Below are 20,617 nucleotides of genomic sequence, written 5' to 3'. Positions count from 1 at the left end.
GGTGATCCGCCGGGACGATTTTTTACTGCTCCGGATCGCGGCGCTTGGATGGCTCACGGCCGCGCGGCGGCTGACCGGCATCGGGTGGTATCGATGGCTGGGGTATGGCGTGCCGCTTGCGATCATCGTTTGGTACGGGTTTCTGTTGATCGGTGCCGAGGCGCATCGCGGCGCGGCGATGGCGGCGCAGCATGCGGCGCTGGTGCTCAGGGGCGGTGCCCTGCTGTGTGCGGTCGCCGGATATGGCGCCGGGCGATCGGCTTCGGCGCGGTGGCGAAAATCGGCGGCGGCGGCCTGGTTGATCGTGCTGCCGCTGTCTGACCGCCGCCGCCGCGCGGTGATTCTGGCGGTGAGCGCCGATGGCATCGCGCGCGGTGCCGCATTTTGCCTGCTGTCATGGCTGGCTCTGCCGATGCTGCCGGGCTCGCCGCCAGCGGATTGGCTCGGGTTGGTCCTGGCCTTATTCGGCGCCGGTTGGGGCTTCGGAGTCTGGATCGGGCGGCGTGACAGTGTCATGCCGTCGTCCGTCGAGGTCACGGCCACCGTGCCATCCCGCTGCGCGGCGCCGCTGTGGCGGCACACCGAGCAATTGGCGCCGCGCTGGGTCGGATTATGGGCGATCCTGTCGCGGTTGCGCCGGGTGCTCATCTGGTTCGCCGCGACCTTCGTCGCCGGTATTGGCATCGCTGCCGCGGCGGATCATGACGCGGCGGCCGGTGTCGTCGTGCCGGGGTTTGCGGTGATCGCCTCGCTCGGTCTGCTCGTGCTGGCGATCGATGCGGCACCGATGCTCTCGCCGGTACTGCGGACGACTCCGCTCCGTTTTCATGCCGCCGGCCTCGCCCTGCTCCGCCTGCCGGTGGCGCTTGCGTCGCTCTGGCTCGGCGCATTCGGACTGATCGCCGTGTCGGTCGGCTGGATCTCGGTTGGCCAATGCGGGTTGATCGGGGTTGCGGCGACGGGTCTTGGCCTGATGTATGCAATGACCGCCTTGTCCCTGCCAGGGGCGCCGCGTCTGGCGCTGGGCTTCTACCTGATGGCGCTGGCGCTGGTGGGGGATAATTACGGCGCGTTGCAGAATGTCGGTTTTCTCGCGATGTTGATCGTGATCGTCGCCCTGCTGGCCAGGACGCGGAGCTTGTATCGCCACGGGGGTTGAATGGCATTGCTCGCAGCTTCCGGCGTCTCTGCCGGGTACCATGGCAAGGCAGTGATCGACCGGATCGATCTGACCGTCGCGCCAGGTGATTTCGTTGTGCTGCTCGGCGCCAATGGTTCGGGCAAATCGACCCTGATGCGTGCCCTGAGCGGGCAGATCGCCCTGCTTGCCGGCGCTGTGGCGATCGGCGGTGTCGATCTGGCGAGCTCACCGGAACAGGCGAAGCGTGGTCTTGGCTATGCGGTCGAGCCGCAGCATTTGCCCGATGCGCTGACCGGCGCGCAATATCTCGAATTGATCGCCTCGATCCGCCGGTGTGGGACGCGGGAGTTTCCGGGCGGCGATCTGGTCGCGCTGGTTCAGATCGAGCGATGGCTGCGCGAGCCGATCCTTGGCTACTCGCTCGGCACCCGCATGAAACTTTCGATTCTGGGGGCGCTGCTCGGCGCACCGAAGCTGATCATGCTCGATGAATCGCTCAACGGCCTCGACCCGCTGATCCTGGCACTGATCCGCCGGGTTCTGGCGGGGCTTTGCGCGGCGGGTCACGGGGTTATCCTGTCCACCCATATGCTGGGGACGATCGGCGATCCCTGTTCGGAAATCCTGTTTCTGGAGTCAGGGCGCGCGACGCATCGCTGGGATCGCGCCTCGGTCAGTGCCGCGCAACGATCAACCGGCGGGCTGGAGGCGATGGTGATCGCAGCGCTGGAATCGACGGCTGCACCGCTCGCCACGTGACATGATCAGCCGGTGGTCGACCAGATCGGCGGGGGCTGGGATTCGGTCTTGAACATTTGCAGAAATGCCTGGCCCTGGGGGAGCGCCATGGTCGCCGCGACGTAAAACGGCCCCCCCATCCCGCTGATCATGCCATAGAACGCACCGGAATTGGCCATCGCTGTTTCGGTCGCCGTGGCGATCTGGTTGATCGCATCCGGCGATGGCGTTGCCGGCGTCCCTTGCGCCGCGGTTCCGGCTCCAGCCCGCAGCGCGATCGGTCCATTACTGGCGCCGTTACTGATGCCATCGAGTGCGCCCATCGAGAGCGCCATGATCACCGCCGGCGATTGGGCAACCTCGAGCGGTGGCGGCGACGCTGGCGATTCGGCTGACGATGGGGCCAGCGCCGTGGTCGCGAGCGGAGCCGATGGATCGCTGGAGAGAACCGGTAACCCCTGAATACTGTTGATCATGATGCACTCCTGTCGCGCATGGTTCATCAGAGACACAAATTGCTTAACGAATTGTGAAGATAAAATTGATGTCCCGGGCCGGGATGGCCGTGCCGGGCCCGGTCTTTTCCCTTGCGCCGTGAGGGGGATACAGACATGATACGAACTGTTCGTGAGCAGCCATATTGAAACGATAACGGTCCCGTTGATTCGCATTCCGCCCCAAGATCTGTCGCGTGCCGGCACTCCGTCCGCGCGCGGCCTTGGCGATGATGCGGTCACATCCAGCACCCGCCCGTGGCCCTCGCGCGCACGACCAGCGGAAATTTGGCGGCTTTGAACCAGGAACCATCGCCCCGGCGGGTGGCCAGACGAATTGATAATGCCAGTTCGGAGGGTTCCGTCGTTCCCGCCGCCGCCGGCGGGGCGCAACCGGCCACGCCCTACAGCATCAGGCTGCCGCGGCTCTATGCTTATTTCGATGCGATCATCCGCTATGGCTCGATTCGGAGCGCGGCGGAGGCGCTGCGCATCGCCTCCTCGGCGCTCAATCGCCGGGTGCTCGACCTTGAGCGCGATGTCGGCGCGACTTTGTTCGAACGCCAACAAAAGGGCGTGCGGCTAACCCCGGCTGGTGAAATTTTCGCCGCCCACGTGCGGCGCATGATGAGCGACGCGAAACAGGCCAGCGATCAATTACAGGATCTGCGCCAGCCGATGGGCGGGACGGTGGCGATCGGATCGGCTGAATCGGCGGCAATCGAAATCGTGCCGCCATTGCTGGCGCGGTTGCAGCGCGAGCATCCCACGCTGCGGTTCATCGTCGCGGTCGGGACCCCGCAAGATCTGCTGACGGATCTGATCGACGACCGGGTCGATCTGATCCTGACGCATGAACGACCCGGACTCCGCGATGCCGCCGTCGTCGCCGAAGCCCATAAACCCTTCTGTGCCTTGATGCGCCAGGATCACCCGATGGCGGTGCGCCCACAGCTTCTGCTGCGGAATTGCCTGTCCTATCCGATCGTTCTGGCCCGGGAAGACCTCGCGGCGCGCGCCCTGGTCGATACCGCGCTGGCCGCCCATGAGCTCACGACCCATCCGGTTCTGGTCACCAATATGTTCGAGGTGATGAAGCATTATGTGCGACTGACCGATGCGATCTCGTTTCAGTTTCATCTGACCGGACCCGCCGCGCCGCCGCTCGATGGTGTCGTGGCGGTCCCGCTCGCCGATCCGCAACTGGTCGAGGCGCGATTGCTTCTGGTGGTCCGGCGCGCACGGTCCCTGCCCGCAAGTGCGGCCCTGGTGTGCGAACGGCTGCGCCTCATCCTGTCGGGACAACCCTAATCCGGTTGACCGGGGTCGCGCCACGCGCCGGGCATTCCGCTTCGGTGCGCTGATTTTTGCATCATGGTGAGCTGTTTTTTGTGCTATGCAGTACAGTTCGTTTTCGGTTAATCCATCGACACCGCGAAGCATCTTTTTTCAAACATGACTGATCAAACATCAATTTAACGGAGCGTCGGGATTTATTTCAAAACCGCAGAGTCCGATTTAAAATTGCAATCCTGATGCTCCAACTCTCTGGATAACGCTGGCCAACCCGCCCTCGTATCGACCGATTTTTTTGGAAGTATCGCCATGTTCGAGACTTCGTATCATGACGGGTTCGCCAGGCCGGTCATCACGCCAGGGCGGGGCCGCGATCAACTTACGAATCCGGGCCAAGGCTCGATCGCGCGATGACCCGGCTCAGCATCGGGGCTGAACCCTATCGTTTCAACTCTGACCCGGCGCGCACCGCGCTGATCATTATCGACATGCAGCGCGACTTCGTCGAACCCGGCGGCTTCGGCGCCAGCCTCGGCAATGACGTCACCCCATTGCGCCGCGCCATCGCGCCGATCGCCGCGACCCTCGCCGCCGCTCGCGCCGCGGGGCTGCTGGTGATCCACACCCGCGAAGGCCACCGCCCCGATCTGTCGGACCTGCCGATCGCCAAAAAAACCCGCGGCCATCCTGTCTGCGGCATCGGCGATGCCGGCCCGATGGGCCGGATTCTGGTGCGCGGCGAACCCGGCCACGCCATCATCGACTCGCTGGCCCCGATCGACGGCGAGCCGGTGATCGACAAGCCCGGCAAGGGTGCGTTCTACGCGACCGATCTGGACACCATCCTGCGCCAACGCAACATTGCCTCGCTCATCCTGTGCGGCGTGACCACGGAGGTTTGCGTTCACACCACCTTGCGCGAAGCCAACGACCGCGGGTTCGAATGTCTCGTGCTCAGCGACGGCACCGCCTCGTATTTTCCGCAATTCCATGAGGCCGCCCTCGCCATGGTGACGGCGCAGGGCGGCATTTTCGGCTGGGTGAGTGACAGCGCGGCCCTGGTCGCCGCATTGCAGGGAGACGGATGATGACCACACGGACGGACCACATCGCCCTCTGGGTCGGCGGTGACTGGAATGGATTTTTCGGCCTGTTCACCAACGTCCTGCTCAACGTGATCGTGCTGACCGGCCTGTGCCTCGGCGTGGTGCATCTGCCTGACGATGTGGTGTTCGGCCGGATTCTCCCCGCCCTTGGGATCGCTCTGCCGCTCGGCAATCTGTTCTACGCCTATCTTGCCTGGAAACTCTCGAAATCCAGCGGCCGGTCGGACGTGACGGCGATGCCCTACGGCCCGAGCGTGCCGCATATGTTCATCGTGGTGTTCGTGATCATGCTGCCGACCTGGCTGAAGACGCATGACCCGATCGCGGCCTGGGAGGCCGGGCTCGCCTGGGCGTTCATCATCGGCGTCATCGTCACCCTCGGCGCCTTCGTCGGCCCGACGATCCGCAAATACACCCCGCGCGCCGCGATGCTCGGTGCGCTGGCGGGGATTTCGATCGCGTTCATCTCGATGCGCCCGGCGTTCCAGTTTTTCGAAGTGCCATGGCTCGGATTTCTCTCCTTCGGCATCATCCTGCTGAGCTGGACCGCGAAAGTGCGGATGCCGTTCGGCCTGCCCGGCGGTCTCGCCGCCGTGCTGCTCGGCACGATCCTCGCGTGGGGCGCGGAGTTCACCGGCCTGTCGCATGTCATGCACCCGGCGGCGGTGGGGGCGGCGCTGGGCGAATTCGGCCTGCATCTGCCGATCCCCTCGGGTCATTTCATCAAGGGGCTGGACGCGATCGGGCCGCTGCTGGTCACGGCGATTCCGCTCGGCATCTATAATTTCACCGAAGGGATGACCAATGTCGAAAGTGCTGCCGCCGCCGGCGATGAATACGATCTGCGCAAGATCCTGCTGGCCGACGGCATCGGCGCGATGCTGGGTGCCGTGCTCGGCAGCCCGTTTCCGCCGGCGGTCTATATCGGTCATCCGGGCTGGAAATCGGTCGGCGGGCGGATCGGCTATTCGCTGGCCACCGGAATCGTGGTCTCCGCCGTGTGTTTCCTCGGCCTGACCGCGCTGTTGCTGGCGATCGTGCCGCTGGTCACGATCCTGCCGATCCTGCTCTACATCGGGTTGGTCATCGGCGCGCAGGCGTTCGAAGCGACGCCACCGCGCCATGCTCCGGCGGTCATTCTGGCGCTGCTGCCCAACGTCGCGAACTGGACCCAGAGCCAGATCGACGGCGCGCTCGCCGCGGCCGGCACGTCGGCCGCGGCGGTGGGCTTCACCAAGCTCGACAATGCCGGGGTGATCTATCGCGGGCTTGAGTTGTTCGGCGGCGGCGGCACGCTGGCCGGCCTGATCCTGGGCGCGATCGCCGCTTTCGTGATCGACCGTAAATTCGAAGCCGCCGCGATCTATGCCGGGATCGGCGCGGTGCTGGCGTTTTTCGGCTTCATCAACGGCACGCAGCTCGCCTTCGGCAATTCGGCACCGGTCGCCCTCGGCTATGCCGTTCTCAGCGGCATGTTCCTCGTGCTATGGGGTCGTGCGCCGGTGATGGCCTCAGCGCCGCTTGATGCTGAGGCACCCGAAGCCCTGTCGGAGACCGCATGACCGATTTCGCCGCCTATTTCGATGCTGCCGCGGACCTGCTGGACCTGCCGGTGCTGCCCGCGCATCGTGACGACGCGATCGCGGCGTTGGTGGTCATCATGGCGCAGGCCGAACGGGTCCTGAGTTTTCCGTTGCCCGACGCGATCGAACCGGCGCCGCGGTTCATTCCGTGCTGATCCCGCCGTGCTGATCCCGCCCCACCGGCAGACCGCCGCTGACATCACAGCCGCCATAAAATCCGGGCGAACCACCGCGCGTGACGTGCTGGACGATCATTTGGCGCGGATCACCGCGCGCGACCCCGTGTTGAACTGCTTCACCACGGTAACGAGCGAGCGCGCCCACGCCGAAGCGGCGGCGGTGGATGCAAAAATCGCGGCGGGACACGATCCGGGGCCGCTCGCCGGTGTGCCGATCGCGGTCAAGAATTTGTTCGACATCAAGGGGATCACCACGGTTGCGGGTTCGAAGCTCCGGCGCAATGCCCCGAGCGCAGCGGCGGATGCGCCGGTTCTGGCCCGGCTGATCGATGCCGGCGCGATGCTGCTCGGCGCGCTGAACATGGATGAATTCGCCTATGGCTTCACCACCGAAAACGCCCATTACGGCCCGACCCGCAACCCGCACGATCCAACCCGCGTCGCCGGCGGCTCGTCGGGCGGTTCCGCCGCCGCGGTCGCCGCCGGGATGGTCACGATTGCGCTGGGGTCGGATACCAACGGCTCGATCCGCGTGCCGGCCGGGCTGTGCGGCGTGTTCGGCCTCAAGCCGACCTATGGCGCGTTACCGCGTGAAGGAAGTTTTCCGTTCGTCGACAGTCTGGATCATCTCGGTCCGTTCGCCCGCTCAGCCCATGATCTCGCCCTCGCCTTCGACGTGATGCGCGGCGATGGCACAATCCGGACCGAGGGCGATCCCGATGCCAGGGTGGCCGTGCTCGGTGGCTGGTTCGCCCAGAACGTCGAGCACGAGGTGCTCGATGCGGTGTGGCACGTCGCCGCCGCGCTCGGCGCGCATGATCAGGTCGTTTTGCCCGAGGCCGAGCGCGCCCGTGCCGCCGCCTATTGCATCACCGCTGCCGAAGGTGGCGCTTTACACCGGGAAACCCTGCGAACGCACGCCGCCGATTACGATCCCGCGGTGCGGCCCCGGCTGATCGCCGGGGCGCTGCTGCCCGCCGAGGTGGTGCGGGCGGCGCAGCGCTTCCGGAGCTGGTTCGCGCGCCAGGCGAATCATCTGTTCGCGCGTTACGACGTGCTGCTCGCCCCGGCGACCCCCTGCGCGGCGCCGCTGATCGGCCAAAAAACCATGGTGGTCGATGGCAACGAGATGCCGGTGCGGCCCAATCTTGGTCTGTTCACCCAGCCGATCAGCTTCATTGGCCTGCCGGTCGTTGTGGTGCCGGTGCAATTTCCGGGACACCTGCCGCTGGGTGTGCAAATGATCGCCGCGCCCGGGCGTGAGGCGACGGTGCTCGCTCTGGCGGATCGGCTGGAGCGCGATGGCGTGGTCGCCGCCCCGGTGGCGTCGTGATCCTGTCATAGCGCGGTGATCATCGACGACCCTGCGGTTCACGCCGAGATCACGGCGCTGTTCAGCCGCTACGAGACCGCCCTCGGCGCCAACGACACCGCGACACTCGATGGATTGTTCTGGCCGTCGCCCGATGTCGTGCGCTTCGGTGTCGGCGAGGCGCTGTTCGGCGCCGCCGCCATCAGCGCCTTTCGCGCCAACCGCGCAGGGGGGTCGCCACCGCGCAGGCTCGGCCGCGTGGTGATCAAAACCTTCGGCGCCGATTTCGCGGTCACCAATGCTGAATTCACCCGCGCGCATGAGAGGCGCGGCGGCCGTCAGTCGCAAACCTGGGTCAGGCTGCCGGGCCTCGGCTGGCGCATCGTTGCCGCCCATGTCTCGCTGGCGGCCGAGATCAGTTGAGGCGGTGGGGGCTAGAGCGTTATGCTTTCAGCCCAACGCTCTAGCTTTATGTTTTTTCGAGCGATTTCATGCGATTATGTTGCCGCTGCCGCGTCAACTTAATCGCATATCGCTCTAAGCCGCCTTCGCCGGCGCGCGTTTCAGCGCCGCGATCACCGCATGGGCAAGGGGCTCGGATGATTTCGGGCTCTGTCCGGTCAGCAGATTGCCGTCCTGCATGATGTGCGGGGCGAAATCGGGACCCACCGAAACCTGCGCGCCGAGGCTGCGCAGCGTGGTTTCGAGCAGGAACGGCACCTTGTCGTCGAGGTGAACGGCGCGCTCCTCTGAATCGGTGAAACAGGTGATCGAGCGCCCCTTGATCAGGGCTGACCCGTCCTGCCGCGTCACGCCGATGAAAGCGGCCGGACCGTGACAGACGGCGGCGACGAGTTTGCCGGCGTCCAGCATGGCGGTGATGGCGCGGGCGAGGTCGGCATTGTTCGGAAAATCCCACATCGTGCCGTGGCCACCGGGTAGGAAGATCGCGTCGAAATCGGTCGCGGTCACGGCGGTGACGGGCTTGCTGTGATGGGCGGCCTCGAGGGCCGGTCCGTCGTCATGAAAGCGTTGCACCGAGGCGGGCAGGGGCGTTTCCGCCAGGCTGCGCCCATCGATCGGTACTTCGCCACCCCGGATCGTGGCGATCGTGACGTCATTTCCAGCGTCGATGAAGGCGTAGTAAGGGGTCGCGAGTTCCTCGAACCAGACGCCGGTGCGCTCGTCGGAGCCGGGAATCGTTGTGTGTGATGTCGTGACGATGAGAATTTTGGCCATGATGGTCTCCTGATGGATCGCTCGCCCGGCAGGTGGGGATCGGGCCGGGCGATTGCCAGCGCCTGCGGTTTTGTTCATCACCCGACAATCAAACACAGAAGGACGATCGGTCATGACGAGGGTGGGACGATGGCTGCCGATGATCGCGATGGCGATCTCCATGGCGATCGCGATGCCGACGGGACGGGCAGCGCCGCCGGGCGCGCACCCGATCGACGCCGCAACCCAGGCCGCCATCGCCCGGCAGGTTCCGCTGCTGCTGGCCCGGCACGGAGTTCGCTATGTCGGTTTCTACGGCTTCATCGTCGATCGCGCCGGGCATGTGTTGAACGCCTGGGTGGTGCGGCCCTCGGGGCGCGCCTCGCTCGATCGCCTGGCGCTCGCGGCGATCCGCAGGGCGGTGCTGAAACGCCGGCCGGCGGGCGCGCCGGCGTCGATCCAGTTCGTCGTGCCGATCGAATTTCGCAAAAATGGCGATATCGTGAAACCGGCGACATGATGCGGGCCGGGTCAATTTCGTCGCGCGTTTGCCATGGTTTGACCGTGCGAAGGCCATGATCGATGCCCATGTGAAAGAGGCGTCAATGGAGGATAGGTTATGACTATGGAAATAAGTGTCCGGCGGTTGCGCCGGGTCGGAATGACCGGCGCCGTCGTCGCGGCCGCGCTGGCCCTTGCCGGATGCACCAACCCTTACAGTCCCGGCCAGCGTGCGTTGGGCGGTGGTGCTCTCGGCGCCGGTGCCGGCGCCGCGATCGGGGCGATGACCGGCGGCAGCCCGGCGGCCGGTGCGTTGATCGGCGGCGCGGTCGGCGCGGTCGGCGGCGCCCTGACCACGCCGCAACAACCCCAGCAGGGCTACAACCAGGGGAATTACAACAACCAGGGTTATGGAAACCAGGGTTACGGTGGTCAGGGATATGTGGGGCCGCACCCGCCCTACGGTAACGGCGGCCCGCCGCCGCCGCCGCCGCCGGGCTATTACAACGGGGGTCCGCCGCCGCCGCCGGTGCCTGGCTACTGATCGGGCCGGTTCATCCCTGGTCCGGCGCCCGCGTGGTGGACAACGCCACGCGGGCGCGCTCGAAAATAATTTAAAGCTGGAGCGTTACGCTGAAAGCATAACGCTTTACTCCCGCACGACAACAGCCACCCGGAGCTTGCATGGACGATGCCGCCGTGACCGACGACCCTTATCTCTGGCTGGAGGACATCGAGGGGGCGCGCGCCCTCGCGTGGGTCGAGGCGCAGAACCAGGCCAGCATCGCGCGCCTGTGCGATGCGGGTTTCGAACCCGACCGGGCGGTCCTGACCGCGCAGTTCAATTCCGATGACCGTATCCCCGCGATCGTGCAACGCGGCGGGTTCGTCTATAATTTCTGGACCGACGCTTCGCATCCGCGCGGCGTGTGGCGGCGCACCACACTGGCCGACTATCGTTGCGAGACGCCGGCGTGGGACGTGCTGCTCGACCTCGATGCCCTGTGCGCGGCCGAGGGCGAGAGCTGGGTCTGGCATGGCGCGCAGACCATGCCGCCCGATCATCCGCGCGCGCTGATCAGCCTCTCGCCCGGCGGTTCGGATGCCGCGACGGTGCGCGAGTTCGACATGACGACGCGGCGGTTCGTGCCCGATGGTTTCGTGGTGCCGGTCGCCAAGACCGCGGTGTCCTGGCTCGATGCCGATACCGTGCTGCTCGCCTCGGCCCTTGGCGGCGACGTGACGGCGTCAGGCTATGCCCGCACCGTCAGGCAGTGGCGGCGCGGCACGCCGATCGCGCATGCGCCGGTCGTGTTCGAGGTCGAGACGGCGGATATGGCGGCATCGGCCGCGGTCAGCCACGATCCGGCGCATCGGTTCATCTGGTTCACGCGCACGATCGCATTCTATCGCACCCAGCATGTCTATCAGCCGCTCGGCGGCGCGCCGGTGCGCCTCGATCTGCCCGAAGACGCCGATGTCGATGCCGGTCACGGACGCCTGCTGATCCGGCCGCGCTCGACCCTGGCCGGGTTCGCGCCAGGCAGCCTGCTCTCGATCGGGGTCGATGCGTTCATCGCCGGGTCCCGCCGGTTCACCCCCCTGTTCACGCCGACCGCCCGCCGCGCGCTCGAGGCCTGGGTCAATCTGAAATCCGGCGTCGTCCTCACCGTGCTCGACAATGTGGCCAGCGTGATCGAATTCGCCGATGCCGCGCGGGGCGGGGCGCTCCGGCCGGTGCCCGGCCTGCCCGCGGCCAGCGCGATCTCGGTGCGGCCGCTCGCCGCCGATGATTATACATCCGACGCCCTGTTGTTCACCGTCAGCGGCTTCCTGACGCCTGAATCCCAGCTGCTCGGCGGTCCCGACACGCCGCCCGAAACGCTCAAGCGCCTGCCGGCCCAATTCGACGCCACCGGGTTGATCGTGCGCCAGTATGAGGCGCGCGCGGCGGATGGCACCGCGATCCCGTATTTTTTCGTCGCCCCCGGCACGCCGCCTCCGGATGGCGGATTCGCCACCTATCTCTATGGTTATGGCGGGTTCGAAATCTCGCTCACCCCCTATTATCTCGCCACCCAGGGAGCCTTGTGGTGCGCCAGGGGCGGGGCCTTCGCGCTGGCGAATATTCGGGGCGGCGGCGAGTTCGGACCGGCATGGCATCAGGCCGGAGTCCGCGCGGGCAAAAAAACCGCCCAGGATGATTTCGCCGCCATCGCATCCGACCTCGCGCGGCGCGGCCTGTCCAGCCCCGCCCGCACGCTGGGTTCGGGCGGCAGCAACGGTGGCCTGCTGATCGGCAACATGCTCACCCGCCATCCGGACGCCTTCGGCGCGCTGATCTGCGCGGTGCCGCTGCTCGACATGCGGCGTTACACCAAACTCCTCGCCGGTCACTCCTGGATCGCTGAATACGGCGATCCCGACACGCCCGCGGACTGGGCGTTCCTGCGCGAGATTTCCGCTTATCATCTGGTCGAACCCGGCCGGACCTACCCGCCGATTTTTATCAACACCACGAGGCGCGATGACCGGGTCCATCCCGGCCACGCGCGTAAAATGGCCGCGAAACTTCAGGCGCTCGGCTATGATGCCCTGTATTACGAACAGGCCGAAGGCGGTCACGGCGCCGGGGCCGACGCGGCGCAACGCGCCTTTTTCTATGCCCTGAGTTTCGCCTTCACGCGCCAGACCGTCGCCACCGCCGCGCGAGGGCCGACCGATCAGGGGGAAAGCGGGCGGACGGCACCGAACCGCACGCCGGACCGGCCCAGCGCATAGGCCAGCGCCCCGAAGCCGCCGACAAAGAAGCCGACCGGCCAGTTGGTGAGGTAGGACAGCGCGATCGCCGCCCACACGGTGATCAGCGACAGCGCCACCGAAAGCGCCATCGACCAACCGGGCCGATCGGTCAGGTTGCGTGCCGCCGAAGCCGGGCCGACCATCAGGCTGAACACCAGCAGCGCGCCGACCACCGGCAGCGCCACGGCGGAGGCCATGGCGAGAATGATCAGGAACGCCAGATCGATCCGCCCCGGTGCGGCGCCGCGCGCCTGGGCAAGCTCACGCGAGACCGAGCCGAGCAGAAGCGGGCGGAACAGCGCGAGTATCGCCAGGGCGGCGATAGCGCTGACCCCGGCGATCGGTCCGATATCGGCAGCGCTGATGCCCAGCACCTGACCGAACAGCAGCGCATAGACCTCCTGGGAATACTCGGTGGTCTGGCTGAGAAACAAGGTTCCCAGCCCCAGCAGCACGACCAGGGTCAGCGCCGTCGCCACCTCCGGCCGGCCCCGGCGGCTGAGCGCATCGATACCGATGACGCCGAAGCCGGCAAACACCACGAGACCGGCGATTTCATTGATCCCAAGCCATGCCGCCGCCGCGGCCCCCGGAAACGTGCTGAGCGGCAAGGCATGCGCCGCAAAGGACGATCCGCGCACCACAACGAAAAATCCGACCAACCCCGCCGTCGCCGCGACGATCGAGGCGACGATCCAGGTGTTGACCATGAAGCTGGAAAACATCCTCAGCCCGCCGGCACGGACGCGGGACGGCAGGTCGCGCGCCGCTGCGTCAGCGCCGCCCCGATCGGGCCGGCGGCCAGATAGGCCACGAACACGATCACCACGACGAAAAAACTCACCGGCCAGCCGTGTCCCGGCGTCCAGTAGAAACTGTCGTAGGCGAGCGCGATGCCGCCCCAGGTCGCGGCCAGACCGATGCTCACCGCCAGCGCGATCGCCCAGGACGGCCGGGTCGCCACCCGCAGCGCCGCCGCCGCCGGGCCGATCAGCAGCGCGGTCGAGAGAATCGCCCCGATCGTCATGGCCGATAGCGCGACCGCGATCGCCAGCACCAGAAGATGAAGCAAGCCCAGCAACCGTGGGTTCACCCCCCGGATCGCGGCGAGGTCGGGATCGATCGCGATCAGCAGCAGCGGCCGGTACAGCACCATGCTCACGATCAGCGCCGCCACACCCACGCCCAGCGCCAGCGGCACGGTCGAGGGCGCGATCGCGAACATCGAGCCGAACATCACCGTATTCGCCGCCCCGCTCGCGCTCGTCATGCTGATATCGAGAAACAGAAACAGCGCGGTCAGGCCCAGCCCCGCGCCGAGGACGACGCCGGTGACCAGATCGCGTTCGCGGATCTGCCGCGCGCCGATGATCTCCATCCCGCCTGCGCCCAGCGCCGCCATCGCCAGAAATCCCGCGAGCGCCGGAATGCCGAGCAGCAGCGAGGCCGATCCGCCCGCGCTGCTCATGTCGGCGAGGGCGTGCCCGGCGAAGGATTGCCCGCGCATCACGGTGAACACCCCCACCACCGCGGACACCACCGCCGCCCCGCCGCCGATCAGCAAGGCGACCTGAACCGGGCCGTTGGCGAAAAAATCAGCCCCGATCATGCGCGTTCAGGGAATTTGCGCGACATGGACCGGCTCGCAGGCGATATTGGCATCCAACCCATCCGCGCCGCCGGCGGCCACCACCAGCACCCGGCCGTGTACCCGGATCACGTCGATATGATAGCCATACAACCGGCTGAGCACCGAACCGCGCACCACCTCACCCACGCTGCCGCTGACTGAACGTCCGTTGGCCAGATACACGATCCGGTCCATCACCGGCAGCAGCGGATTCATGTCATGGGCGGAGAGCAGGACGGTAATCCGCTGTTCGAACGATAATTTATGGAGCAGGTCCACCACCTCGGCGACGCTGCGCAGATCCAGATTGGCCAGCGGTTCATCGAGCAGCAACAATTTCGGCCCGCGCACCAGGGCGTGTGCGATCATGATCCGCTGCTGCTGCCCTCCCGACAGATCGCCGACCCGCCGATCGGCAAAGCCGGTCGCATCGACCGCCGCCAGCATCGCATCCACCATCCGCCGCCGCCTGACGGAGGGCAATGGCAACCCGAACCGATGCCCGTCCAGCCCCAGCGCCACGACATCCCGCGCGCGCAGCGGCATGAACGGATCGAGCTGGATTTTCTGCGGCACATACCCGACCTCCCCGCCGCCGGTTTCCACCGTGCCACGATCGGGCTTCACCAGGCCGAGAATACTGCGCAACAACGTCGTTTTACCGGACCCGTTCGACCCGATCAGCCCGCAGAACGACCCCTGCGCCAGGGTGAATCCCACCTGATCGAGCACTTTGCGGCCGGAGAAGCTGACCGTGAGGGAGTCTACGTTCAGCATGGTTGAGGAAAGGCTGCCTTTTTGAAAAAAAGGTGCAAAAACCTTTCGCTGATCTGGGTCAGGGGCGCTGGCCCGCCGCCCCCAGCAACGACCGCGTCGAAACCCCTGCCGTTACCGCCCGTTGCAGGGCTTGAACTTCTGCCAGCATCCATGACTGGTAGGTATAACCCGGTGTCGGCATCGTCTCATAGACCCCGACCACCGGGATATGGTTTTTCCGCGCCAGATCGAGAAACGAGGCGGTCAGCGGGTCGGTCACCTGCTGGTTATAGACGAACACCTTCACCGCGTGCCGGTTGAACAATGCGTTTTGTGTCGCGACGTCCTGCGGCGAGGGGTCGGTGCCGTTCATGATCGCGGCCTGCAGGCTGAACGGGGTTTTGATATCCGCCCCCACCGCCTGAAGCATGTAATCCCCGACCGGCTCGGTCACCGCGACCGGCGTGCCGTCGTGCTTGGCTTTGAAGGCCGCGATCGCCGCGTACCATGGCTGCAAGGAACGATCGAATTGGGCGACATTCGCCTTGAAATACGCCGCATGCCCCGGCGCCATCCGCCCCAGCGCCGCCGCCACCGCTTGCGCGACCCTCGGCATCGTTGTTGGATCATACCATAAATGCGGGTTGGGCGTGGCATTCGGCAGGCCGAGCAGACGCTGCACGTTGATCACGACCCGGTGCGGATTGGGGGAAGCGGCGATGATCTTGTCGGCCCAGCCATCGTAGCCGACGCCGTTTTCCACGATCAGCGCGGCTGTCGCGATCTGCCGCGCCACCTCCGGGCTCGCCTCGAACGTATGGGGATCGGTGTTGGGGTTGGATTCGATCGCTCCCGCCGTGACATACCGCCCGCCGATCTGCTGGATCACATTGGCATATTCGTTTTCGATGCCGACCGCCCTGATCGGGCCGGCGGCGCGCGCCTGTCCCATCATGGCGGCGAGGCATATCCCTGTCAGCGCCGTGCTGTGCCGCCGGATGATCCTTGCGATGGCAGATGACCGCAGATGATGCATGGGTGACCCGACCCTTCCCTCGTGATCCGATTGACGCCCAACATCCCACAAAAGATCCGGCGTGTCAGCCACGACGCCGGACCCGCTCCCTCATATGTGTGAGGATCATGCGCAAGGCGGGATGCCGGCCAGGGCGTGACGCAACCGCGCCCAGGCGGCGGGGGGGCCGGGAATGCCGAAGCGCAGCCATGTCGGATCGGCTTCGAAGCGGCGGACCATCACGCCGGCGCGGGCCAGATGATCGCACCACAATGCGGCCCGTGGCGTGCTGACCAGCCGGAACAACGCGGTGCCGCCCTGGCCGGTCATGCCGGCTTCGCTCAGGAGGCGGTCGAGTGTCGCGGTGTCGTCGCGCAGGCGGTTTCGTGTCGCGGTCAGCCAGTCGCGATCGGCCAGCGCCGCCGCGCCGGCGGTGAGCGCGGGTCCGGAGATTGCCCAGGGACCGAGGGCGGCGCGGATCATCGCCGTAATCGGCGGCGCGGCCAGGGCGAAGCCGAGCCGGACTCCGGCGAGTCCGTAGGTTTTGCCGAACGAGCGCAGGATGATCAGCGCCGGATGCGGCAGGTCGCCGGCCAGGCTGGTGCCGGGGGGCGCGAGATCGGCGAAGGCTTCATCGATGATGAGATAGCCGCCGCGCGACGCGAGGCGATCGGCGAGCGGGCGGAGTGCGGCGGGTGCGATGATCCGCCCGTCCGGGTTGTTCGGGTTGCACAGCACGACGCTGCCCGGGGTGGCGATGTCATCGATTGTGGCGATCATGGTGACCGTGCTGGCGGCGCGCGCCCAGGCGGCGGCGTGTTCGGCGTAGGTCGGGCCGAGGATGGCGACATGCGGCTGTGCCAGGAGGCGGGGCAGCAGGTCGATCAGGATCTGGGTACCGGGGGCGGCGGCGACCATGACCGGATCGCCGACGCCATAGGCCGAGGCCGCGAGGCGTTCGAGGCGGGTCACCGCCTCGGGTTCGGGCAGGCGGGTGAAGCAATCGTCTGACCAGGACGGCAGCGGATAGGCAATCGGGTTGATGCCGGTCGAGAGATCGATCCAGGGTTCAGGGGCGGCGGGATACCGCCGGCGCATCGCTTCAAGGCGACCGCCATGAAGGATCGGCGCTGTTGCGGGCTCACGCATCATGGTAGCGCGGGCCATGCAATGCCGCTCGACCTATGATCCCAATTGTCTGTCATGACTCTCCTGCTCGCGGCACTGGCCCTCACGATCGAGGCCATCATCGGTTATCCCGATACGATATTTCGGACGATCCGCCATCCGGTGATGTGGGTGGGCGCATTGATCGATAGTTTGGACCGGGGGATGAACCGATCGGCGGCCAGCCCGCGCGCGCGGCGGCTGCGGGGGGTGGTGGCGCTGGTTGTGCTGATCGGGGCGGCGGCGGTGCCGGCGCTGGCGGTTCAGGAGGGTGTGCTGGCGGTGCTGCCGCGTCCGGCCGGGGTCGTGCTGATCGCGCTGCTCGCGAGTGCGTTGCTCGCCTCGGTCAGCCTGACCGCGCATGTCCGCGCGGTGGCCGAGGGGTTGGATGTCGGATTGGCCGAGGGGCGGGCCGCGGTGTCGCTGATCGTTGGGCGTGATCCGGATCGTCTCGACCGGGCCGGGGTGGCGCGGGCGGCGATCGAGAGTTTGGCCGAGAATTTTTCCGATGGGGTGGTGGCACCGGCGTTGTGGTGCGCGCTGCTCGGGTTGCCGGGGATCGCCGCGTACAAGGCGGTCAATACGGCGGACAGCATGATCGGCCATCTGACGCCGCGCCACGCCATGTTCGGCTGGGCGGCGGCGCGGTTCGACGATGTGATCAACCTGCCGGCGTCGCGCCTCGCGGCGGGATGGATCATTCTGGCGGCGGCGCTGCAACCCGGCGCCAGCGCGCGCGCGGCGCTGGCCACAGTGCGGCGGGACGCGGGCAAGCACCGCTCGCCGAACGCGGGTTGGCCGGAGGCGGCGATGGCCGGCGCGCTGGGGCTGCGACTCGCCGGCCCGCGCGTTTATGGCGCTGCCCTGGTCGAGGATGCCTGGATGGGCGATGGAAGGGCGGAGGCGACCGTGGCCGATATTCGCCGTGCCCTGCGGCTGTATCATCGGGCGGCGTGGTTGCAGATCGGCGTGGCCTGGCTGCTGGCGGCGGTCATCGTGGCAGGGTGAGCAGGGTGTCGATCGCGAGATGGCGTTCCAGATGGGCGGCCAGGGAATCGAGTGTGGCGTCGATTTCGCGATCGAGCTCGCGCGGCGCGGCGGTGGCGCCGAACCGGTGGAGCAGGCTGGCGCGGGCGGCATCGGCGGTGAAGATGCCGTGGATATAGGTGCCGATCACCCGGCGATCGGGTGCGTGCGCGCCATCCATGCGGCCGTCGGCGAGGCGCAGGAGCGGATCGGCGGTGGCAGGGCCGGTGGTGCGGCCGATGTGCATCTCAAAGCCGGTGAAAGCCGCGCCATCGGCGAGCAGGTGGCCGGAGGTCGCGGTCAGGCGCTTGTCGCCGATCAGGACGGTTTCGATGTCGAGCAGACCGAGGCCGGCGGCGGCGCCGGGCGGACCTTCGAGACCGGTGGGATCGGCGATGGCGCGGCCGAGCATCTGATAGCCGCCGCACAGGCCGAGCACGGCGCCGCCGTGGCGGTGGTGGGACAGGATGTCGATGTCCCAGCCTTCACTGCGCAGAACGGCGAGATCGGCGATGGTGGCTTTCGAGCCGGGCAGGATGATCAGCGTGGCGTCGGTGGGCAGCGGGGTGCCGCGTGCGATGAAGCGCAGATCGACGGCGGGTTCGGCGCGCAGCGGATCGAGATCGTCGAAATTCGCGATATAGGGCAGCAGCGGCACGGCGATTTTCAGCGGCGCATCCGATCGGCGGTCGGGGGCGTGGGTGGCGAGATCGGCGGCGTCTTCGGCGGGCAGGGATCGCAGCGCCTCGAGATGCGGCACGAGGCCGAGGGCGCGCCAGCCGGTGTGGGCGGCGATGGCGGCCATGCCGGCATCGAACAGGCTGGCATCGCCGCGCATGCGGTTGACGATGAAGCCGCCGATCAGGGCGGCGTCGGCGGGGTCGAGCACGGTTTTGGTGCCGACCAGGCTCGCGATGACGCCGCCGCGATCGATGTCGCCGATCAGGATCACCGGCGTGCCGGTCGCGCGGGCGAAGCCCATGTTCGCGATGTCGTTGGCGCGGAGGTTGATTTCCGAGGCGCTGCCGGCGCCTTCGACCAGGACGATGTCGGCCTGCGCCTGAAGGCGGGCGAAGCTTTCGAGCACGTAGGGCATCAGCTGCGGCTTGATCGATTGATAGTCGCGCGCCTTGGCGCTGCCGAAGACGCTTCCCTGCACGATGATCTGCGCGCCGATGTCGCTCTGCGGTTTCAGTAGAATCGGGTTCATGTCCACGCTGGGGGCGACGCGGCAGGCGCGGGCCTGGAGCGCCTGGGCGCGGCCGATTTCGCCGCCATCCGGTGTCACGGCGGCGTTGTTCGACATGTTCTGCGGCTTGAACGGCCGCACGCGCAGGCCGCGGTTGGCCAGCGCGCGGGCGATGCCGGCGACCAGGGTGGATTTGCCGACGCTGGAGCCGGTGCCCTGGAACATCAATGCGCGCGTCATGGCTTGCGGATCATCAGAATTCGATGCCCTGCTGCGCCTTCACCCCGGCGGCGAAATGATGTTTGGTCGCGATCATTTCGGTGACCAGATCGGCGGCCGCGATCAGGGCGGGTTTGGCGTTGCGGCCGGTAATGAGAACATGCATCGCGGGCGGGCGGGCGGCGATCGCCGCGAGCACCGGTTCGAGCGGCAGGTAATCGTAGCGCAGCGCGATGTTGAGCTCATCGAGGATCAGCAGCGATAGATCGGTGCGGGTGAGAAGCGCTTGCGCGGTGGTCCAGGCGCGCTGGCAGGCGGCGATGTCGCGCGCTTTGTCCTGGGTTTCCCAGGTGAAGCCCTCGCCCATGGTGTGAACCTCGATCAGATCGTCGAATCGGGCGAGGGCGTTGCGCTCGCCGGTGGCCCAGGCGCCCTTGATGAACTGCACCAACGCGACACGCCGGCCGTAGCCGAGCATGCGGAGCGCGAGGCCGAAGGCGGCGGTGGATTTGCCCTTGCCAGGGCCGGTGTTGACGATCAGCAGGCCTTTTTCGATGGTTTTTGCCGCCACCTCGGCATCCTGGACCGCTTTGCGTTTGGCCATTTTCGCGCGGTGGCGCGAGTCGTCATCGGGGGTTGGCCCAGGGGTTAGCCCAGGGGTTGGCCCAGGGGTTGGCCCAGGGGTTGGATCGGGGGTTGGATCGGTCATGGGGGCGGGGTCATTTCACGGTGAGCGGCAGGCCGGCGACCATCAGGATCACGCGGTCGGCCTGGGCGGCGAGGTGTTGATGCAGCAGCCCGGCCTCGTCGCGGAAGCGGCGGGCGAGGGCGTTGTCCGGCACGATGCCGAGACCGACTTCGCTGCCGACCAGGATGCTCGGCGCGGTGCGGGCGCGCAGGGCGGCCGCAAGCGTGGCGGTGGCGGTGGCGAGGTCGGCGCCGGCGAGGAGGAGGTTGGTCAGCCAGAGGGTGAGGCAGTCGATCAGGACCGGGGTGGCGGGGTTGGCGGTGAGCGGGGTGGCGAGATCGAGCGGCGCCTCGATCGTGTGCCAGCCGGCGTCGCGGCGGGCGCGGTGGCGGGCGATGCGGTCGCGCATTTCATCGTCGAACGCCTGGGCGGTGGCGATATAATGCCAGGGCGCGGGGTGGGCGGTGAGCAGGGCTTCGGCATGGCGGCTTTTGCCGCAGCGGGCGCCGCCGAGGATCAGGGTGATGGTGGGTTCGATGGCGGCTCTCCTGCGGCAA

General features: G+C 67.1%; 22 protein-coding genes. 12 read left to right on the top strand and 10 right to left on the bottom strand.

Annotation, left to right across the window (positions count from 1 at the left end; all coding sequences use genetic code 11):
• Position 1 precedes the first annotated feature (1 nt).
• The gene (locus ACP5E6_RS08260) at positions 2-1,159 is read left to right on the top strand and encodes a hypothetical protein (protein WP_427953686.1); all 1,158 of its coding nucleotides are present in this window, start codon (positions 2-4) and stop codon (positions 1,157-1,159) included.
• Positions 1,160-1,900, top strand: a complete 741-nt coding sequence (locus tag ACP5E6_RS08255; RefSeq protein ID WP_427953684.1) for an ATP-binding cassette domain-containing protein — start codon at positions 1,160-1,162, stop codon at positions 1,898-1,900.
• 5 nt (positions 1,901-1,905) lie between these two features.
• On the opposite strand, the gene ACP5E6_RS08250 is transcribed toward ACP5E6_RS08255, so the two are convergent.
• Entirely contained in the window at positions 1,906-2,355 is a 450-nt protein-coding gene (locus ACP5E6_RS08250) for a hypothetical protein (RefSeq protein WP_427953682.1), read from the bottom strand.
• Between the two features lie 342 nt (positions 2,356-2,697).
• On the opposite strand from ACP5E6_RS08250, the gene ACP5E6_RS08245 reads away from it, so the two are divergent.
• The 6 genes from ACP5E6_RS08245 to hpxZ all read left to right on the top strand — a co-directional run bounded on the left by ACP5E6_RS08245 (position 2,698) and on the right by hpxZ (position 8,272).
• Positions 2,698-3,684: a LysR family transcriptional regulator gene (locus tag ACP5E6_RS08245; RefSeq protein ID WP_427953680.1), complete on the top strand. Its 987-nt coding sequence runs from the start codon at positions 2,698-2,700 to the stop codon at positions 3,682-3,684.
• Between the two features lie 395 nt (positions 3,685-4,079).
• A complete protein-coding gene (locus ACP5E6_RS08240; protein WP_427953678.1) occupies positions 4,080-4,757 on the top strand; it encodes a cysteine hydrolase family protein in 678 nt (225 codons plus the stop codon).
• Entirely contained in the window at positions 4,757-6,337 is a 1,581-nt protein-coding gene (locus ACP5E6_RS08235) for a hypothetical protein (protein WP_427953676.1), read from the top strand. The genes ACP5E6_RS08240 and ACP5E6_RS08235 overlap by 1 nt, the downstream gene beginning before the upstream one ends.
• Positions 6,334-6,513: a DUF4089 domain-containing protein gene (locus ACP5E6_RS08230; protein ID WP_427953674.1), complete on the top strand. Its 180-nt coding sequence runs from the start codon at positions 6,334-6,336 to the stop codon at positions 6,511-6,513. Before ACP5E6_RS08235 ends, ACP5E6_RS08230 begins: the two co-directional genes overlap by 4 nt.
• A gap of 7 nt (positions 6,514-6,520) precedes the next feature.
• The gene (locus ACP5E6_RS08225; RefSeq protein ID WP_427953672.1) at positions 6,521-7,870 is read left to right on the top strand and encodes an AtzE family amidohydrolase; all 1,350 of its coding nucleotides are present in this window, start codon (positions 6,521-6,523) and stop codon (positions 7,868-7,870) included.
• Positions 7,871-7,885: 15 nt separating this feature from the next.
• Complete coding sequence (gene hpxZ, locus ACP5E6_RS08220; protein WP_427953670.1) at positions 7,886-8,272, top strand: oxalurate catabolism protein HpxZ; 387 nt, start codon at positions 7,886-7,888, stop codon at positions 8,270-8,272.
• A gap of 114 nt (positions 8,273-8,386) precedes the next feature.
• On the opposite strand, the gene ACP5E6_RS08215 is transcribed toward hpxZ, so the two are convergent.
• Positions 8,387-9,088, bottom strand: a complete 702-nt coding sequence (locus ACP5E6_RS08215; RefSeq protein ID WP_427953668.1) for a type 1 glutamine amidotransferase domain-containing protein — start codon at positions 9,086-9,088, stop codon at positions 8,387-8,389.
• Between the two features lie 112 nt (positions 9,089-9,200).
• Here ACP5E6_RS08215 and ACP5E6_RS08210 point away from each other — a divergent pair, with 112 nt between their 5' ends.
• The 3 genes from ACP5E6_RS08210 (at position 9,201) to ACP5E6_RS08200 (ending at position 12,349) form a co-directional block, all read left to right on the top strand.
• Positions 9,201-9,587 (top strand): energy transducer TonB family protein, encoded by a 387-nt coding sequence (locus tag ACP5E6_RS08210; RefSeq protein ID WP_427953666.1) that lies wholly within the window; start codon positions 9,201-9,203, stop codon positions 9,585-9,587.
• Between the two features lie 99 nt (positions 9,588-9,686).
• On the top strand, positions 9,687-10,112 hold the full coding sequence (locus ACP5E6_RS08205) for a glycine zipper domain-containing protein (protein WP_427953664.1): 426 nt from the start codon (positions 9,687-9,689) through the stop codon (positions 10,110-10,112).
• A 140-nt stretch (positions 10,113-10,252) separates the two neighbouring features.
• Positions 10,253-12,349 (top strand): prolyl oligopeptidase family serine peptidase, encoded by a 2,097-nt coding sequence (locus ACP5E6_RS08200; RefSeq protein WP_427953662.1) that lies wholly within the window; start codon positions 10,253-10,255, stop codon positions 12,347-12,349.
• On the opposite strand, the gene ACP5E6_RS08195 is transcribed toward ACP5E6_RS08200, so the two are convergent.
• The 5 genes from ACP5E6_RS08195 to cobD all read right to left on the bottom strand — a co-directional run bounded on the left by ACP5E6_RS08195 (position 12,292) and on the right by cobD (position 16,938).
• A complete protein-coding gene (locus tag ACP5E6_RS08195) occupies positions 12,292-13,080 on the bottom strand; it encodes a metal ABC transporter permease (RefSeq protein WP_427953660.1) in 789 nt (262 codons plus the stop codon). The two genes, ACP5E6_RS08200 and ACP5E6_RS08195, sit on opposite strands and share 58 nt — an antisense overlap.
• Positions 13,081-13,097: 17 nt before the next feature.
• Positions 13,098-13,979 carry a metal ABC transporter permease gene (locus ACP5E6_RS08190; protein WP_427953658.1) on the bottom strand — a complete coding sequence of 294 codons (882 nt, stop codon included), beginning with the start codon at positions 13,977-13,979 and terminating at the stop codon, positions 13,098-13,100.
• A gap of 6 nt (positions 13,980-13,985) precedes the next feature.
• On the bottom strand, positions 13,986-14,777 hold the full coding sequence (locus ACP5E6_RS08185) for a metal ABC transporter ATP-binding protein (protein WP_427953656.1): 792 nt from the start codon (positions 14,775-14,777) through the stop codon (positions 13,986-13,988).
• Between the two features lie 58 nt (positions 14,778-14,835).
• Entirely contained in the window at positions 14,836-15,792 is a 957-nt protein-coding gene (locus ACP5E6_RS08180) for a metal ABC transporter solute-binding protein, Zn/Mn family (RefSeq protein WP_427953654.1), read from the bottom strand.
• Between the two features lie 105 nt (positions 15,793-15,897).
• A complete protein-coding gene (gene cobD, locus ACP5E6_RS08175) occupies positions 15,898-16,938 on the bottom strand; it encodes a threonine-phosphate decarboxylase CobD (protein WP_427953652.1) in 1,041 nt (346 codons plus the stop codon).
• A gap of 36 nt (positions 16,939-16,974) precedes the next feature.
• Here cobD and cbiB point away from each other — a divergent pair, with 36 nt between their 5' ends.
• The gene (gene cbiB, locus ACP5E6_RS08170) at positions 16,975-17,946 is read left to right on the top strand and encodes an adenosylcobinamide-phosphate synthase CbiB (protein WP_427953702.1); all 972 of its coding nucleotides are present in this window, start codon (positions 16,975-16,977) and stop codon (positions 17,944-17,946) included.
• On the opposite strand, the gene ACP5E6_RS08165 is transcribed toward cbiB, so the two are convergent.
• Genes ACP5E6_RS08165 through cobU form a run of 3 tightly spaced genes read right to left on the bottom strand, consistent with a single transcriptional unit; the run spans position 17,930 to position 20,598 of the window.
• The gene (locus ACP5E6_RS08165; RefSeq protein ID WP_427953650.1) at positions 17,930-19,393 is read right to left on the bottom strand and encodes a cobyric acid synthase; all 1,464 of its coding nucleotides are present in this window, start codon (positions 19,391-19,393) and stop codon (positions 17,930-17,932) included. The genes cbiB and ACP5E6_RS08165 overlap by 17 nt on opposite strands.
• Positions 19,394-19,406: 13 nt before the next feature.
• Positions 19,407-20,081, bottom strand: coding sequence for a cob(I)yrinic acid a,c-diamide adenosyltransferase (gene cobO / locus ACP5E6_RS08160; RefSeq protein WP_427953648.1), 675 nt, complete (start codon positions 20,079-20,081; stop codon positions 19,407-19,409).
• 10 nt (positions 20,082-20,091) lie between these two features.
• Entirely contained in the window at positions 20,092-20,598 is a 507-nt protein-coding gene (gene cobU / locus ACP5E6_RS08155; protein ID WP_427953700.1) for a bifunctional adenosylcobinamide kinase/adenosylcobinamide-phosphate guanylyltransferase, read from the bottom strand.
• Positions 20,599-20,617 lie beyond the last annotated feature (19 nt).

This window comes from Acidiphilium sp. (assembly GCF_049977125.1).
Lineage (GTDB): Bacteria > Pseudomonadota > Alphaproteobacteria > Acetobacterales > Acetobacteraceae > Acidiphilium.
Note: the sequence above shows the minus strand (reverse complement) of the source record. Positions and strands in the feature narration are given on the sequence as shown.

Excerpts from the sequence above, each read along its gene's own strand:
- ACP5E6_RS08230 (WP_427953674.1), top strand. The coding sequence starts at position 6,334 with ATGACCGATTTCGCCGCCTATTTCGATGCTGCCGCGGACCTGCTGGAC.
- cobO (WP_427953648.1), bottom strand. The coding sequence starts at position 20,081 with ATGACCGATCCAACCCCCGATCCAACCCCTGGGCCAACCCCTGGGCCA.
- ACP5E6_RS08215 (WP_427953668.1), bottom strand. The coding sequence starts at position 9,088 with ATGGCCAAAATTCTCATCGTCACGACATCACACACAACGATTCCCGGC.
- ACP5E6_RS08180 (WP_427953654.1), bottom strand. The coding sequence starts at position 15,792 with ATGCATCATCTGCGGTCATCTGCCATCGCAAGGATCATCCGGCGGCAC.
- ACP5E6_RS08205 (WP_427953664.1), top strand. The coding sequence starts at position 9,687 with ATGACTATGGAAATAAGTGTCCGGCGGTTGCGCCGGGTCGGAATGACC.
- cbiB (WP_427953702.1), top strand. The coding sequence starts at position 16,975 with ATGACTCTCCTGCTCGCGGCACTGGCCCTCACGATCGAGGCCATCATC.
- ACP5E6_RS08165 (WP_427953650.1), bottom strand. The coding sequence starts at position 19,393 with ATGACGCGCGCATTGATGTTCCAGGGCACCGGCTCCAGCGTCGGCAAA.
- ACP5E6_RS08200 (WP_427953662.1), top strand. The coding sequence starts at position 10,253 with ATGGACGATGCCGCCGTGACCGACGACCCTTATCTCTGGCTGGAGGAC.
- ACP5E6_RS08240 (WP_427953678.1), top strand. The coding sequence starts at position 4,080 with ATGACCCGGCTCAGCATCGGGGCTGAACCCTATCGTTTCAACTCTGAC.
- ACP5E6_RS08210 (WP_427953666.1), top strand. The coding sequence starts at position 9,201 with ATGACGAGGGTGGGACGATGGCTGCCGATGATCGCGATGGCGATCTCC.
- ACP5E6_RS08190 (WP_427953658.1), bottom strand. The coding sequence starts at position 13,979 with ATGATCGGGGCTGATTTTTTCGCCAACGGCCCGGTTCAGGTCGCCTTG.
- cobD (WP_427953652.1), bottom strand. The coding sequence starts at position 16,938 with ATGGCCCGCGCTACCATGATGCGTGAGCCCGCAACAGCGCCGATCCTT.
- ACP5E6_RS08235 (WP_427953676.1), top strand. The coding sequence starts at position 4,757 with ATGACCACACGGACGGACCACATCGCCCTCTGGGTCGGCGGTGACTGG.
- ACP5E6_RS08250 (WP_427953682.1), bottom strand. The coding sequence starts at position 2,355 with ATGATCAACAGTATTCAGGGGTTACCGGTTCTCTCCAGCGATCCATCG.
- ACP5E6_RS08185 (WP_427953656.1), bottom strand. The coding sequence starts at position 14,777 with ATGCTGAACGTAGACTCCCTCACGGTCAGCTTCTCCGGCCGCAAAGTG.
- ACP5E6_RS08255 (WP_427953684.1), top strand. The coding sequence starts at position 1,160 with ATGGCATTGCTCGCAGCTTCCGGCGTCTCTGCCGGGTACCATGGCAAG.
- ACP5E6_RS08195 (WP_427953660.1), bottom strand. The coding sequence starts at position 13,080 with ATGGTCAACACCTGGATCGTCGCCTCGATCGTCGCGGCGACGGCGGGG.